This is a genomic window from Emticicia sp. TH156 (genome assembly GCF_002855535.1).
GTDB lineage: Bacteria > Bacteroidota > Bacteroidia > Cytophagales > Spirosomataceae > Emticicia > Emticicia fluvialis.
Genome location: NZ_PKRS01000001.1, coordinates 375,266 through 390,378, shown reverse-complemented (window position 1 = coordinate 390,378; position 15,113 = coordinate 375,266). Strand labels below are relative to the sequence as shown.

Here is a 15,113-nt window from a genome sequence, read left to right as displayed (position 1 = left end):
GCCAAAAGAAAAAATGATGGGTGAGGGTTTTTACAGATAAACGGTAATTAATAATAATTGACATTTTATTTTTAACTTTGCGGCTTATAACGAATTGAAAATAAAAAGATAAAGCGATGGTTCTTAGCGAACAGGAAATTCTGCGCCGTCAGAAAAGACAAGATTTAATGGCTATGGGCATTGACCCATACCCGGCCGAGTTATTTGAGGTAAATGTAAACACTGCCGATATTCATAAGAATTACGAAAACAATAAGTTAGACTATAAGAATGTTTCCATTGCGGGCCGCCTGATGAGCTTCCGGATTATGGGCAGCGCCTCATTTGTTGAATTGCAGGATTCAACAGGAAGAATACAATTGTACTTCCGTCGGGATGATTTGTGCCCGGGCGAAGACAAGACTTTATACAATACAGTTTTTAAAAAATTACTTGATATCGGTGATATCATTGGTGTGAAGGGTTTTGTGTTCACTACCCAAACCAATGAGATTTCAATACATGTAACAGAGTTCAAGATTCTGAATAAATCGTTACGCCCGCTACCGGTTGTAAAAGAGGTAGACGGTAAAGTGTATGATGCTTTCTCTGACCCTGAGTTGCGTTACCGCCAGCGTTATGTGGATTTAATAGTAAACCCGCATGTAAAAGATATTTTTATCAAAAGGGCCAGAATCATCAGCACCATGCGCCAGATGTTTGATGAAAGAGGCTGGCTTGAAGTAGAAACCCCGATTCTGCAGCCTATTCATGGCGGGGCAGCGGCTCGCCCGTTCAAAACGCATCATAATACACTTGATATGCCTTTGTATATGCGTATTGCCAACGAATTATACCTGAAAAGGTTGATAGTTGGTGGCTTTGACGGAGTATATGAGTTTGGCAAGATGTTCCGCAATGAAGGTATGGACAGAACCCACAACCCTGAGTTTACCTCTCTGGAATTCTACGTAGCCTACAAAGACTACGAATGGATGATGAACATAACGGAAGAAATCTTTGAAAAAGTAGCATTAGCCGTGCATGGTACTACCAGATTCAAATCGGGTGAACACGAACTCGATTTTGCCGGGCCGTTTGCCCGTTTAAGTATTCTGGAAGCCATTGAAAAATACACGGGCGTTGATGTGGGCGCCTTATCGGAAGAAGAAACCCGCCAGTATTGCCGCCAGTGGGGAATGCAGATAGATGATACTATGGGTAAGGCCAAGTTGATAGATGAGATTTTTGGTGAAAAAGTTGAAGCTAATCTAATTCAGCCTACGTTCATTATCGATTATCCGGTTGAGATGTCGCCATTAACCAAGAAGCACCGTACAAAACCGGGCTTAGTTGAGCGTTTCGAACTGTTTGTTAACGGCAAAGAAGTTGCCAATGCCTACTCTGAGTTGAACGACCCGATTGACCAGCGAGAACGTTTTGAAGAACAATTGAAACTGGCCGAACGTGGGGATGAAGAAGCAATGGCGATGGATGAGGACTTTATCCGTTCGTTGGAATACGGAATGCCGCCAACGGCAGGTATCGGTATTGGTATTGACCGCCTGACTATGATGCTGACAGATAATGCCAGTATTCAGGAGGTATTGTTCTTCCCACAGATGCGCCCTGAGAAAAAACAGGAGGTATCAACCGAGGTAGATTACGAAGCTATTGGCGTACCGAAAGTCTGGATTCCTGCCTTGCAGAAAATGGGCTTTGTAATGACAGACCAACTGAAAGGAGCCAACGCCAACAAGATTTTCAATGATTTGGGTGGATTGAGAAAGAAACTGAAAATTGAAGAAAAAATGCCAACGCTTGATGAAGTGAAGGCTTGGGTGGAGTGATTGCCCGGAAATATACTTTAACGAATAAGGCTGTCTCGCAAGACAGCCTTATTCGTTTTATTTCATCCTCACAATCGTTACCCCTTGTCCGCCACGGTCGGCGTGTTCGTCGGTCATGCCTGCTACCTGTTTGTAGCTGCGTAGGTGTTGGCGTATCAGAGTTCTTAGAATACCATCGCCTTTGCCGTGAATGATGCGTAATTCGGGATACCCCAGCATAATGGCATCGTTCATCAGGCTGTCAACTTCACCGAGTGCCTCTTCACCGCGTTTGCCTCGTAAATCAAGGTTAAAGCTGAAATTCATCATCTTTTCGTTCAGGTCAATTCCGCTCATTTTGGGTTTGATGCTCTCTTTCACGGCTTCCTTAAACTCTTTACGGCTCAGTTTCTCCAGCCTGTTCAGTTTTACATTAGTTTTCAACTCTCCAATGGCTACCTCGGCATCTTTGCCTTTCATAGATAGTAACTCTCCTACGGCTGTTTGCCCTTTAATTCTTACGAAACTTCCTACAGTTATAGCCCCGTCATCGGCAATCCATTCTTCTGATGCTGGCTTGGGTTCATCTACCTTTTCGGGTTTCAGCTCCTTACTTTCAAAGTTTTGTAGTTCCTGGCGGATAAGCCTTGTTAAATCCTTATCAGCCTTGCCTTCTTTTATTTCTTTAATCGTACTTTCAATCTTACGGTTGGTTTCCTTTAGCAACTCCTTGGCTTGCGCTTTGGCATCGTTCAGAATCTTCTTTTTCTCAGTTTCCAGAAAACTCTTCAGGCCGTTATATTGCTCAAGCGTGTTTTTTAACTGTTGGTTTTTCTCAAGAAACTCCTTGTTTCTGTCAGCAAACACCTTACGCTCAATTTCAAGCTCTTTAATCAGCTTCTCGAAATCAATCTGCTGGGTGCCTAATTTGCGCTTGGCGTTATCTACTACCTGCTTGGGTAAGCCAATTTTCTGGGCTACTTCCAAAGCAAAAGAGCTACCGGGTTTGCCAATTTCAAGTTCATAAAGAGGTTCCAGATGTTCGGCATCAAACTTCATGGCGCCGTTGATGGTTCCGCTGTTTTTATTGGCAAAAACTTTCAGGTTGGTATAATGCGTATTAATAACCCCGTAGGCCTTTGCGCGCACTAGCTGTTCAAGAATCGATTCTGCAATAGCTCCACCCAGGCTGGGTTCAGTTCCGGTTCCAAATTCATCAATTAAAAACAAGGTAAACTTGTTTGAGAAATTGACAAAGTGCTTCATGTTGGTGAGGTGCGAGCTATAGGTACTGAGGTCGTTTTCTATGCTCTGCTCGTCGCCTATATCAATGAATATATTCTTGAATATGCCCACTTTTGAATCGGGCGATGCGGGTACCAACAGGCCACATTGCGCCATGTATTGCACCAACCCTATGGTTTTGAGCATGACCGATTTTCCGCCGGCGTTTGGCCCGGATACCAGCACTATTCTATTTTCATGGTCAAGTTTTATTGACAGCGGTACAATAGATTTATTGAGTTTCTGATGTGCCAGATACAACAATGGGTGGGTGGCTCTGTACCATTCCAAAGCCTGGTTTTCTACCAGCAGGGGAGCAGTACCATTGATGGTCAAGCCAAACTTAGCCTTGGCTCTGATAAAGTCTATCAGACCTAAAAACAGATACGCCTTACGCAGCGCAGGCACATGTGGACGAAGAAAAGCGGTGAGTTTTTCAAGTATTTTTACTATCTCACGGCGTTCACGGGCTTCCAGCTCCCTTATTTCATTATTGGCTTCCAGCACCTCGGCGGGTTCAACAAAGGCCATTTGTCCGGTTGCAGACTCATCGTGTACAAAGCCTCTCAGCTTGCGCTTGTGTTCCGACAGAATCGGAATAACCATCCGCCCATCGCGGATGGTCAAAGACATATCATCGCCTATCCAGCCGCTGTTACGTGCAGTGCGTAAAATCCGTTCAAGGGTTTTTCTTAGTTCGCTTTGTTCTGCAATCAGGCGTCGGCGAATATCAGCCAGTTCGGGTGATGCTGAGTCGCGCACCTTGCCTCTTTCGTCAATAATCTTATCAATCTGAGATATTACGCTACCCCAGCCGTCATCGGCCGAAACTGGTAATGAATTAGCAGTAAGCAGTTTTAGCTCAGGGTAGATAGTCTCTTCTTTACCTTTAAAGAAATGTATAATCTGTTGAATAGTGCGCAGCGAAAGTTTTATTTCAAAAAACTGGTCTTCGCCTATAAAAGCGCCTTCAATAGATGCACGCGCCAGGGCATCGCTGACATCAATGTAGTTTTGCTCCGGAAAACCCGGTTCAACCTGCAATATCAGTTTAAACTCTGCAGCTTGTCTTATTAAACGGTCAATCAGTTTATAGTCGTCCGAAAAACGAATTTTTTCAACAAAGGCCCGCCCAAGCGAGCTGATACATTGTTCGGCAATGAGTTCACGAATTTTATCAAACCCTATTTTTTGTTCTATGTTTTGTGGGTAAAGCATTTTTTTATTTAAAAACAGATACAAATTTACTAAATTTTCCGGTCTTTGACAGGTAAAAGGCCCATTGAGACCCGTTTTATGGAGCCCAAAGCCATTATTTAAAAAAAATTTAAACAATTAAGTTCAACAAATGGTATAGTCTTAAAAAATAAGTCAATGTTTAATCTACCGCTTTTTTCAAGAGAAGATTCTCAAAGTAAACCCGTTTTTGCTCCATTGCTTTGTTGGGATATCGCCAGTATCAACATGAGCCAAAGGTTAGAAGTGCATCAGGATATGACCGAACTGGATGAGTTAACGGTATTAAACCAATGGCAACCTGATAGTGATTATAAGTCGTATCTGATGGAAAATTACGCCTTGATAATTACAGACGTATCAAAAGAAATTGTTTGGGCAAGCAGAGCTTTTGTAGCCATGACCGGCTATGAAAAATGCGAAATTATTGGTAAAAAACCTACGTTTTTGCAGGGTAAAAGAACACATAAGCCTACCAGAGAGTTAATTAATGATAGACTGTCTAAGTTTGAGCCTCTAAAAGCCAGAATATTGAATTACCGGAAAAATGGTGAGACTTACTGGTGTGGGCTGAGTATTGCACCGTTGCGAAATCAGGATAATATTGTTACACATTTTATTGCTATTGAAAAAGAGGTAAATTAATTGTCGCACCTTTCTACAACATATCCGTCGCAGGTCTGCCCCCGCTGTCAGCAGGCATTTACTTGTCTGGCATCAGAAATCAACAATTGCGCTTGCAAATCTATTCTCCTTTCTGATGCTCTGATAGCAGAAATTGGTAAAATGTATAGCTCCTGCCTTTGCATTAAATGCCTTGAAACTTTAAAAAAAGAGCAAAAACCTGCATCATGGGTCAATAATAACTGAGGTTATTCATTTTTTTTGATTGAGGCCTCTTTTTTATTGGCGCGTATTAATTTTGGTTCAGTTTTTGATAAACAGGTAATAGTGTTTATGTAATATAAGATTGATTAATTTAAAATTGAGGCTATTGTCTAACGCTGGTTTGAATTTTAGTTAATTTTTGTTCATACATGATAAGGCTTGTTCCTGTTGCTTCACTACTAGCTATTGAGTTGTTAATTTTTTATCAGGTAGATCCTGCTTTTGCCTATCCTTTCAGGGGCTTAATACATCTGTATATAGCTTATTGGTATTATTCGGCAAGGAAGTCGGTACTTACTCTGACAGACAGACTCTTTATTGTTTCATGTCTGATACCCGCCTTTACGCCCATTCCTATTTTTTTATTTGGTTTTACCTGGGGTACGTTGGTTGAGGTAGTTCTGCTTCTGGTGAGTTATCAGCTGCTTATCAAGATTTATAGGTTAGAAGGCGCAAGAATAAAGCTCACTAATAACTTAAGAACATTTATAAGGGTTGTAGTACCCTTTGTTCTTTTTCCGCTTGTTTACTTTGTTATCAGTATCTTTAATATCCACAGATATGACGTAGTGCTGATTCTATCTGTTTACCTGCTGCAGATTATGTATATGTCTGTTTTATCGGCTTACCTGCCGTTTGAAGAAAAGAGCAAACTGAGCATAACCATGGGCATGTTTTTTATTATGTTTGCCAGTGGAACCAGTTTTCACAGGGTATATATTACCCCTTTTGAGTTTGATTACGGCATAGTAAGGATTGCTGCCAACCTGGGCAGAATATTGCTCGTAACAGGATTGCTGAATCGGGCTTACAGGAAGCCTGTTATACGCCGGCGAAATTAATTCTACTGTTCTGTGTCTTTTTTTCGGTTACGAAGTTTTTTGTCGTCTACAGTATTATTCAGGAAACTATTGATTTTGTCTATCTCAAAGCTCATCTGGATTTCGCCGAAGGAATTGATTTTAATATCAAATCCATTTAAATCTTTATGAACACGTGGGTTTTCAGCCTGAGCCTTATCGTCTGATTTCTTCTTTGCCATTTGGTAGAAATTTATGGGTTTTAACTTTATTAAACCTGTTTTTAACAATTTTGTTCAATTGCAATTACTATGCAATCTATATGGCAAAACAACATTTTCAAAACTAACTCTATAAAGATATTCAGCCATGCAAATTTGTATTGAGTTCTAATTAAAGTTTTGTGCGTTTCAAATATCAGAAACGCACAAAACCTCAACGTATTATCCGAGTGTTACAATGGCTTTTTCTATTCTGGCAATTACTTCGGCTTTGCCCAGTATTTCAAGAATAAGCATTAAATCGGGCCCTTTGCCAACACCTGTAATTGACAGCCGGAACGCCTGCATTACCTTGCCGGGTTTTAGTCCGGCTGCTTCAAGTGCCGGAAATATAGTGTCATGAATTTGTTGCGCTACAAATTGCTCTTCTGCCATGCTTTGTATGGCTTCTTTAATGGCACTCATGGCCTTTTTGGCGTCATCATTCCATTTGCTCTTCGCAACCTCTTCATCATAAGCAGCCGGAGTGGCGAAAATATATGGCACCTCTGTTACAATTTCCTGAGGGAATGTAACACGGTCTTTCATAAGTTTAACCAGCTTAGTGGCAGTGCCGGCAGAAGTATCGGCAGGAAGCTGAATAATGTTTGCCAGTTCCTCATCCGATTTCTCTTTCAGGTAATGCTGATTGAACCATTTGGCTTTGTCGACCATGAAGCGGGCACCGGCTTTGTGTATTTTTTCAAGGCTGAACGATTCAATTAATTCTTCCATCGAGAAAATCTCCTGTTCCGTACCCGGGTTCCAGCCCAGAAACGCCAGAAAGTTAATCAGCGCTTCAGGGAAATAGCCGTCTTCTCTGAAACCTCTTGCTTCTTCGCTGGTAAATGGGTCTGTCCATTTTAACGGAAAAACCGGAAAATTGCCTAACAAACCATCACGTTTGCTTAGTTTGCCGTTTCCTTCAGGTTTTAAAAGTAATGGTAAGTGCGCAAACTCAGGTGCCTGCCAGCCGAAGGCTCTGTATAACAAGATATGAAGCGGGGCAGAGGGCAGCCATTCTTCGCCACGAATCACATGGGTAATGCCCATCAGGTGGTCGTCAACAATATTGGCCAGGTGATATGTGGGCATTCCGTCTGACTTAAGCAATACTTTGTCGTCGATAGTTGATGAGTGTACTACCACCCACTCGCGTATAATATCCTTAAAACGGATTTCTTCTTTCAGTGGTACTTTCAGGCGTATTACGTAAGGGTCGCCTTTTGCAATTCTCGCTTCTACTTCTTCTTTCGGAAGCGTCAGCGAGTTTTTCATCTGCATGCGCGTAACTGCATTATAAGAGGTATTATCTACCTTGGCCTCTTCCAGTTTTTTGCGCATTTCTTCCAGCTCATCAGCCGTATCAAAAGCATAATAGGCTTTCCCTGATGCCAGCAACTGGTCTGCATACTGGCGGTAAATGGCTTTTCTTTCTGATTGTCTGTAAGGGGCATCCGGCCCGCCAACGCCCTGGCCTTCATCAATGTTAATGCCTATCCAGTTTAAGGCTTCCAGAATGTACTCTTCTGCTCCGGGTACGTAGCGGGTCTGGTCGGTGTCTTCTATGCGAAGCAACATCTTACCACCCATTTTGCGGGCAAACAAATAATTATACAAAGCCGTGCGGACCCCTCCGATGTGGAGTGGGCCTGTGGGGCTCGGAGCAAATCTTACACGAACAGACATAGTTTTTTGCAATGAATTTCTAATTTCCCCGAATAGGGTATGAGGGTCTGTATGACCAAAAATTTAAAACGGGGCGCAATTTACGAAAAAATGCAGGCCAATGGTTTAATTTTTTTAAATACCCAACAATACAATTACTGAATTTAAACCCGGGGTTTTTTATACAAAGGCACTGTGCTGCATGGTTCGCCAAACATAATGCTTTGAGCTACAGGTTTTAAGCGGCGGGTTATCTCTACATAGGCCGTTGTTGGTACGCTTACCTTGCTGCAGCCTTTTACTACTACTTTGGCGCCCTCGTATTGGCTGAAGTCTATTTTGCTGATGGCCTCGTCATATAATTTATTTTCAAGGTCAGTTAATGTGCCAAATACAATTAAATGAGCATAAGGCTCTAAATGAACAGCCAGCAGCATGAAAGCCCAGGTAGGTATAATGGCGTCTTCAGTACAGGTAATAGCCACATTTTTGTTGGTGTAATAGCTCCAGTCGTGGGATTTCAGAAACTCTCTGAAATCTTTCTCGCGGAGAATCAGACCCATATATAAATTATCTTTGAGGTCGTAGACAACCCTGTCGCCGGGGTGATAAAAATCTTCAAGGTCCAGAGAAACCAGTCCGCTTTTGCTTACCCTGTTAATAATTACTTCTTCTTCCATAATTATAAAATAAAAAAGTACCATTGTGCGCTGTCAGCACGGGCAATGGTACAATGACACATGCCTTTTTATAACATTATCTTTAAACAGAAAGTTTGCTTTCTCCGGAATCGAAGGTCTCACTCTTTAAGCCCCGATTTTCTTTTGGAAGGGCGGTAACCAGCGCAGGCTTTAAAGAAAGGTATTCAAAAGCACCACTCAGTGTCCAGATTTTAACAAACACACGGCAGAAAATAAACACCTGCTGCACAATAAACATGATAGCAATTTTGAAGGCGGAGGTCAGACCAATGGCTGATTCAAGAAAGTAATAAGCCAAAACCAGTGCTGCCGCTACTATTAAGATAGCCCAGTAAATACGCATGGTTTTAAAGTTATTAAACACGTAGCCTGCTGCTTTCAGGAAGCCGGCCCATGCGCTTAGCGATTGGTTTTTGAAAAGAATTATTTTGGCATATTGACCCATGTTGAGCACAACTGTAAGCAAAAAGGCAGATATAAACAAAGAAGGGGTAAGCCACGCCATTTGCACAGGTTCGGTACTGCCATCAGAAGCAACCAGCGAAACCCCCATGCAGGCAAAAGAAACAATGGCTACTACGAGTAAAACTAAAATCTCAAATACAAATACAAGCAGGAAACGACCAAAATACCGAGCTGAGTTTTTGAAAAATTCGGCAAGGCTGAAAGAGCCTCTCTTGGCAAACTGACAAAGTATGCCCCCCGCAAAGAATATATTCAGTATCATGTATATAACAGACAAAGCAAAACTTAACAGCCAGAAAGGGCGGAGTGTTTTACGGCTTTGCGACATAAAGTCTGATATAACGGTAAAATCGAATCCATTGAGTAGTTTTTCAAACTCCAAAGAATTATGACTCTCTGATTGAAGCAAATTATAAAGTGGTGTAGCAAGAATTAGTCCAAGCGAAAGATTAAGAATAAAAACTGTAAGAACCATTTTCCAGTTCATAGCAGTTCTGTTAAAAGCTTGTGAAAGTATGGTGAACATATTACATATTGGTTAGTTTTTCATTGTTTAGGTGTCGTAAACTGTCTCTTTTTGTTTTCTTTTCTATGTTTTTACGAAGCGCATCGGTTAAGTCTATGTTAGTTTGGTTGGCCAGGCATATTAGCACAAACAGAACGTCTGCCATTTCATCTGCCAGGTTTTTTTCTTTGTCAGATTCTTTTTCCGACTGCTCGCCGTACCTGCGGGCAATAATACGCGCTACTTCGCCCACCTCTTCGGTAAGCATGGCCATGTTGGTGAGTTCGTTAAAGTATCTGACACCAATGGTCTTAATCCAATTATCTACCGCTGTCTGGGCTTCGGCTATGGTCATATTAATTGTACTTTTAATGCAAAACTAAGCAAAAAAAACGCTTTGCGAAATACGAGGCCCGGCCCCATGCTGTTTTAAAACGAAGCAAAATGTAATTTATGTAAAAAAACTTATAAATTGCTTATTATCAGTTTTTTATAAAAATGTTTTTAATGCTGGCCGTTTCAATTTAATTTTCTTTTAATAGCTGAAATTAAATTAAATACCTTTGTAAAAGAAATTTACATCGGTGCAAACACTGGCAGATTGACCAGCTATTTTTTCAATAATCATATAATGATAATGAATTTAGTTCAAAAAAGGACAACTCAAAACGGGCGTTTCCCCCATTGCTTTATGCTAATTTATTTTTCGGTACTTTTTGCCATGGTTTCCTGCAGGCACAGTGGGAGTTCGGGTTCTGCCAAAGAAACAGAGGCCATTAAACTGGTAACCGCCCCGGCGTTTAATGCTGATTCTGCCTTTGCTTTTGTTGAGACTCAGGTGAAGTTTGGCCCCAGGGTACCAGGCACCCCTGCGCATTCAAAAGCAGGTAACTGGATGGTAAATAAACTGAAAGCCTACGGCTTTGAAGTAACAGAGCAACGTTTTGTGCCTGTAACTTTTGATGGAAAAGTACTGAATGCCCGCAACATTATAGGTAGTTTTAACCCCTCTGCCACCAAAAGAATTTTACTGGCAGCTCATTGGGACAGCCGCCCCTTTGCAGATAAAGATACTCAGAAAAAAGACCAGGCTATTGATGGAGCTAACGACGGGGCCAGTGGAGTAGGGGTGCTGCTTGAAATTGCCCGTCTTATCGGTTCATCGCCGCAGAAGCTTAATCTGGGTGTAGATATTATCTTCTTTGATGCAGAAGACTGGGGAGAAAAAGAGGATACGCCACCGGTATCTCAAAACAAGGTTTTCTGGTGCCTGGGTTCACAATATTGGGCTGCTAATTTACACAAGCCGGGTTATTCGGCCTATTTTGGTATTTTGTTAGACATGGTGGGCGCCAAAGGAGCTACTTTCCCAAAAGAGCAGCAATCGGTGCAGTTTGCCGGTAGTGTTAACAGCCGTGTATGGGATATCGCAGGTGTGCTTGGTTATGGCCAGTACTTTATTCAGCAAGAGGCTGCCGGAATTACTGACGACCATTATTATGTAAATACAGTAGCCAAAATACCGATGATAGACATTCTGCATCAGGAACTGAACACCAGCCGTACTTTCGGTGCCTATCATCATACCCATGCAGATAACATGAGTATCATTGATAAAAATACACTAAAAGCAGTAGGCCAAACAGTAGTGCAGGTGTTATATCAGGAAGACAGCGGTACATTTTAAACTGAAAGTGGGAGCATCCGGCTCCCACTTTCAGTTTCATTTTTATAGTTTCTTTTCCTTTTCCAATTTTTCTGCTTTTGCAAAACTTTTCATGGCTGTTGCGACCATCAGGTCGTCGGCATATACTATCTGATAATATTCATTATTGAGGCCATTTTTTACGCTTCGCTGCCATACATGTCGGGCAATAGCAGCCTTTAACTGTAGTTTTACAAACTCTTTTGAGTCTGCAAAATCTTTGGCGCTGTACTTAACGCCGGTGTTCTCTAATGTCCTGTTCATACTGCTAAGCATGGCGTCGCTCACTTTAAAGTCTTTCAGGTAACTCTCAAACGATTGCTTCAATAATGCTTTGCGGTTGTCGTTAGCATAGCTCATAGCATATTCCCGTATTACGTTGCGGCCGTATAGCTCCATTAGGTAGGCGGTAATATGGCTTGTGTCTCGCGGTACAAAAATATCAGGTGTAATACCACCGCCACCATAAACGGTACGGCCGCCCACGGTTTTAAACCGCATCTTGGGGTTGTTCTTGATACTGTCTGCTATAAAGTACTCTCCTGATTTACCTCTGTCATCCAGCTCATGTTCATAAGAATCCAGGCTTCCTTTCACATAAGGTTTCTGAATACTTCTGCCACTTGGTATATAATAGCGCGAAATAGTGAGGCGTAACTCAGAGCCGTCAGAAAGCTGAATGGGTTGCTGCACTAATCCCTTACCAAACGTTCGCCGACCAACAATCAATGCCCTGTCGTAATCCTGTAAAGATCCGGATACAATCTCAGATGCCGATGCGCTGCCTTCATCAACCAGAACCACCACAGCGCCTTTTTCGAACATACCGTTAATATGGGCAAAAGCCTTGCGGTTATTACGGGTATCTTTTCCGTCGGTGTAAACTATCACGCCTTTACCCCCTACCATTTCGTCTACAATATCAGTGGCCCTGTCCATATAACCGCCGGGGTTCCCCCTCAAATCAAGCAACAATTGCTTCATGCCTTGTTTTTGTAAGGCGGCCATGTGTTCCTTAAACTCGTCATAGGTAGTTTCGGTAAAACGATTGATTTTCAGATAACCCGTTTTATGGTCATCCATAATATAGGCCGCATCAATAGAATACTGTGGTATTTTATCACGGATAACTGAAAACTTCAACAGGTCTTTAAAGCCTTTTCTTTTAATTTCCAGTTTGGCTTCTGACCCCCGCTTACCTCTCAGGTTGGCGAATATGTTGGTAGAACTGGCATCTTTACCTGTCAGGCTATTATTATTAGCTTTAATGATGGCATCACCACTCTGTATGCCCACAGCCTCTGACGGCCCACCTGCCAGCGGCGTTACCACATATACGGTATCATTAAACACATTAAACTCAATGCCGATGCCATCAAAGCCGCTTTCCAGTTGAGAGCGCGCCAGCTGTGCATCTTGCGGAGGGAAATAATAGGTGTGTGGGTCTAGTTTTTCCAACATTTTTGTGATGGAATAATCAACCAGACTGTCAGTATTGACACTATCTACATAACTTCTGTTGATGTATGACAGAATCTCCCTGAATTTAGTTGTGCTGCGAGACACGTCTCCGGCTCCGGTTGCACGTTTTCCCCCAAAAAAAGTTGCCCCAATTAATATGCCCAATGCCAGGGTAGTACCCACAATAATGGGGGTACGAACCGTCGCTTTATTATTCTGAATCTTGTTCTCTTCCACTTTCAGGCGTAATTTATTATAAATGCTTATTTACAAAATAAATGTAATAACTAATTAACGAAATGCTACATCAGAATGCAATTATTCATGTGGCACATTATTAACATAAAATAAGCCAAATAAATTTTACAGGTCTTTGTTTTTCATTACTTCGACAGCTCCTTTGCTCGGCGTTCAGCAGCCAGAATTCCATTAATCAGTCCATCAGGTAATTGAGATTCTTCAAAGGTTCGCAGAGCGGCCTCTGTAGTACCTCCTTTAGAAGCCACAGCCTTAATTAAATCGTCCAGACTTTTCTCGGCATTATTAATGAGGTGGTAAGAACCCAGCATGGTTTGTTTTACCAGCAGGCTGGCCATGCCCTCGTCAAAGCCCATTTGTTTACCGGCTTCTATCATGTGTTTTACCAGATAGTAAAAATAAGCCGGGCCGCTTCCGCTCAATGCTGTTACGGCATCAATCATGCCTTCGTCTTCTAAATAAACTGAGCGGCCTGTGGCATTAATCAGGTTTTCTACTTTGCGCAGTTTAGAGGCATCAACCTCTGCTGCCGCCGTAAAACCCGTAATACCCATACCCAACATAGCCGGCGTATTAGGCATGGCGCGTACAACCAGCCTGTGGTTGAGGGTTCCCTGTATTTTGCTGATAGGAATACCGGCCATGATAGACAAAACCACCTGTTGCGGCTGAATTACCGCACCAAGTTCTTCTTTCAGGGCTGCAAAATCCTGTGGTTTTACAGACAGGATAATCAACTCATAGTCGGCTATCTGTGCATTAATGGTGCTTACAACCACCCCTTCTCTGGCGCTTTTAAGGGTTTCGCTGCGTTCCTGACTTTTTTCTATCAGTAATAAGTCTTCTTTCTTAACAAGGTCATACTGCAAAAACGAACGCGCAAAGGCCATTCCCATATTTCCGCAGCCTATAATGGCAATTTTCATGTATCGGTAGCTCCATACCCTTTACCGGAGCGTTTTGGTTGAAAGTTATTTACCTTTTAGGGTTGAAAGGTAAACCTACAAATTTAATGATGATTTATAAATTGTCAGTTCATCGCCCAATAAGTTTTGCTTATCTGCCATATCAATATTTTTAGGCATTACCGGTGCAGCTACACCTTTATGGAGATGTCCTGAGCAACGGAAAACCCTGATTTCATCAAAAAGCCGGGCATCCATAAAGCTTTGCAGCAAATGAGTGCCCCCCTCTACATAAACCGACTGTATTTTTCTTTGATAAAGCTCTTGCAGCAGGTTTTCAAGCAATGCCTCACCAAACTCAACCTTCATATACGTGTTCTTGCCTTCTACCTTCTCGGTTGATTCGTTGATTATCCAGGTGTCTTGCGTGTTATCAAAGAGGTGCAATGTTTGGGGCAACTGCAATTGTCTGTCAAGCACTATGCGTATCGGATTTTTACCACCTGCCCATTCGCGTACATTCAGCTTAGGATTATCAAATCTGGCAGTATTGGTGCCTACTAGAATAGCATCTTCTTCACTGCGCCATTTGTGCGCTACTTTGTGCGACAACGGATTACTGATTTTGATGGGTTGATAATTTTCACCGGCTATAAAACCGTCGGCGGTTTCAGCCCATTTCAATATCACATAGGGGCGTTTTTTCTCTACATAAGTAAAAAATCGGGTGTTTAATTCCCGGCCTTTTTCTTCCAATAGTCCCTTTTCAACCTCTATTCCGGCATTACGCAGCTTTTCTATGCCTTTACCTGCTACCAGTGGAAAGGGGTCGTCGTTACAAATGACCACTTTTTTTACCTTATGTTGCACCAGTAAATCGGCGCAGGGAGGGGTTTTACCAAAATGAGAGCAGGGTTCAAGCGTAACATAAACTGTGCATTCGGGCAATATGGAAGGGTCTTTAACCGAATTGACGGCATTTACTTCGGCATGCCAGTCGCCATATTTTTTATGCCAGCCTTCGCCCACAATCTGGTCGTTATGTACTATCACGCAGCCAACCATCGGGTTTGGACTCACCATCCCACGTCCCAATTCGGCCAATTGCAAGGCCCTCAGCATGTATTTTTCTTCCATTCTTGATTTCGCAGATTAGTGAATCAGCAAAT

At 42.3% G+C, this 15,113-nt stretch carries 14 protein-coding genes; 5 read left to right on the top strand and 9 right to left on the bottom strand.

Features of this window, described 5'->3' with window-relative positions:
• Positions 1-116 precede the first annotated feature (116 nt).
• On the top strand, positions 117-1,829 hold the full coding sequence (gene lysS / locus C0V77_RS01705) for a lysine--tRNA ligase (protein WP_101724574.1): 1,713 nt from the start codon (positions 117-119) through the stop codon (positions 1,827-1,829).
• 57 nt (positions 1,830-1,886) lie between these two features.
• Here lysS and C0V77_RS01700 read toward each other — a convergent pair whose 3' ends face one another.
• Positions 1,887-4,310, bottom strand: coding sequence for an endonuclease MutS2 (locus tag C0V77_RS01700; protein WP_101725022.1), 2,424 nt, complete (start codon positions 4,308-4,310; stop codon positions 1,887-1,889).
• Between the two features lie 156 nt (positions 4,311-4,466).
• On the opposite strand from C0V77_RS01700, the gene C0V77_RS01695 reads away from it, so the two are divergent.
• From C0V77_RS01695 to C0V77_RS01685, 3 genes are all read left to right on the top strand, one after another.
• Positions 4,467-4,973: a PAS domain-containing protein gene (locus tag C0V77_RS01695; RefSeq protein ID WP_101724573.1), complete on the top strand. Its 507-nt coding sequence runs from the start codon at positions 4,467-4,469 to the stop codon at positions 4,971-4,973.
• Positions 4,974-5,198 (top strand): cysteine-rich CWC family protein, encoded by a 225-nt coding sequence (locus C0V77_RS23545; RefSeq protein ID WP_101724572.1) that lies wholly within the window; start codon positions 4,974-4,976, stop codon positions 5,196-5,198.
• 167 nt (positions 5,199-5,365) lie between these two features.
• On the top strand, positions 5,366-6,058 hold the full coding sequence (locus C0V77_RS01685; protein ID WP_101724571.1) for a hypothetical protein: 693 nt from the start codon (positions 5,366-5,368) through the stop codon (positions 6,056-6,058).
• 2 nt (positions 6,059-6,060) lie between these two features.
• Here C0V77_RS01685 and C0V77_RS01680 read toward each other — a convergent pair whose 3' ends face one another.
• From C0V77_RS01680 to C0V77_RS01660, 5 genes are all read right to left on the bottom strand, one after another.
• Positions 6,061-6,258, bottom strand: coding sequence for a hypothetical protein (locus tag C0V77_RS01680; protein ID WP_101725021.1), 198 nt, complete (start codon positions 6,256-6,258; stop codon positions 6,061-6,063).
• Positions 6,259-6,459: 201 nt separating this feature from the next.
• Entirely contained in the window at positions 6,460-7,965 is a 1,506-nt protein-coding gene (gene gltX, locus C0V77_RS01675) for a glutamate--tRNA ligase (RefSeq protein ID WP_101724570.1), read from the bottom strand.
• Positions 7,966-8,108: 143 nt separating this feature from the next.
• Entirely contained in the window at positions 8,109-8,624 is a 516-nt protein-coding gene (locus C0V77_RS01670) for a DUF2480 family protein (protein ID WP_101725020.1), read from the bottom strand.
• Positions 8,625-8,706: 82 nt separating this feature from the next.
• Entirely contained in the window at positions 8,707-9,636 is a 930-nt protein-coding gene (locus C0V77_RS01665) for a hypothetical protein (RefSeq protein ID WP_101724569.1), read from the bottom strand.
• A gap of 1 nt (position 9,637) precedes the next feature.
• Positions 9,638-9,970, bottom strand: a complete 333-nt coding sequence (locus C0V77_RS01660; RefSeq protein WP_101724568.1) for a nucleotide pyrophosphohydrolase — start codon at positions 9,968-9,970, stop codon at positions 9,638-9,640.
• A gap of 336 nt (positions 9,971-10,306) precedes the next feature.
• Between C0V77_RS01660 and C0V77_RS01655 the strand changes: the two genes are divergently transcribed.
• The gene (locus tag C0V77_RS01655; RefSeq protein WP_101724567.1) at positions 10,307-11,302 is read left to right on the top strand and encodes a M28 family peptidase; all 996 of its coding nucleotides are present in this window, start codon (positions 10,307-10,309) and stop codon (positions 11,300-11,302) included.
• Between the two features lie 42 nt (positions 11,303-11,344).
• On the opposite strand, the gene C0V77_RS01650 is transcribed toward C0V77_RS01655, so the two are convergent.
• The 3 genes from C0V77_RS01650 to ribD all read right to left on the bottom strand — a co-directional run bounded on the left by C0V77_RS01650 (position 11,345) and on the right by ribD (position 15,081).
• Positions 11,345-13,018: a S41 family peptidase gene (locus C0V77_RS01650; RefSeq protein ID WP_101724566.1), complete on the bottom strand. Its 1,674-nt coding sequence runs from the start codon at positions 13,016-13,018 to the stop codon at positions 11,345-11,347.
• Between the two features lie 146 nt (positions 13,019-13,164).
• A complete protein-coding gene (gene proC, locus C0V77_RS01645; protein ID WP_101724565.1) occupies positions 13,165-13,965 on the bottom strand; it encodes a pyrroline-5-carboxylate reductase in 801 nt (266 codons plus the stop codon).
• Positions 13,966-14,040: 75 nt separating this feature from the next.
• The gene (gene ribD, locus C0V77_RS01640; RefSeq protein WP_101724564.1) at positions 14,041-15,081 is read right to left on the bottom strand and encodes a bifunctional diaminohydroxyphosphoribosylaminopyrimidine deaminase/5-amino-6-(5-phosphoribosylamino)uracil reductase RibD; all 1,041 of its coding nucleotides are present in this window, start codon (positions 15,079-15,081) and stop codon (positions 14,041-14,043) included.
• Between the last annotated feature and the right edge of the window lie 32 nt (positions 15,082-15,113).

Coding starts and splice junctions, on each gene's coding strand:
- ribD (WP_101724564.1), bottom strand. CDS start 15,081: ATGGAAGAAAAATACATGCTGAGGGCCTTGCAATTGGCCGAATTGGGA.
- C0V77_RS01670 (WP_101725020.1), bottom strand. CDS start 8,624: ATGGAAGAAGAAGTAATTATTAACAGGGTAAGCAAAAGCGGACTGGTT.
- C0V77_RS01685 (WP_101724571.1), top strand. CDS start 5,366: ATGATAAGGCTTGTTCCTGTTGCTTCACTACTAGCTATTGAGTTGTTA.
- C0V77_RS01665 (WP_101724569.1), bottom strand. CDS start 9,636: ATGTTCACCATACTTTCACAAGCTTTTAACAGAACTGCTATGAACTGG.
- C0V77_RS01700 (WP_101725022.1), bottom strand. CDS start 4,310: ATGCTTTACCCACAAAACATAGAACAAAAAATAGGGTTTGATAAAATT.
- C0V77_RS01695 (WP_101724573.1), top strand. CDS start 4,467: ATGTTTAATCTACCGCTTTTTTCAAGAGAAGATTCTCAAAGTAAACCC.
- gltX (WP_101724570.1), bottom strand. CDS start 7,965: ATGTCTGTTCGTGTAAGATTTGCTCCGAGCCCCACAGGCCCACTCCAC.
- C0V77_RS01680 (WP_101725021.1), bottom strand. CDS start 6,258: ATGGCAAAGAAGAAATCAGACGATAAGGCTCAGGCTGAAAACCCACGT.
- C0V77_RS01655 (WP_101724567.1), top strand. CDS start 10,307: ATGCTAATTTATTTTTCGGTACTTTTTGCCATGGTTTCCTGCAGGCAC.
- proC (WP_101724565.1), bottom strand. CDS start 13,965: ATGAAAATTGCCATTATAGGCTGCGGAAATATGGGAATGGCCTTTGCG.
- C0V77_RS01660 (WP_101724568.1), bottom strand. CDS start 9,970: ATGACCATAGCCGAAGCCCAGACAGCGGTAGATAATTGGATTAAGACC.
- lysS (WP_101724574.1), top strand. CDS start 117: ATGGTTCTTAGCGAACAGGAAATTCTGCGCCGTCAGAAAAGACAAGAT.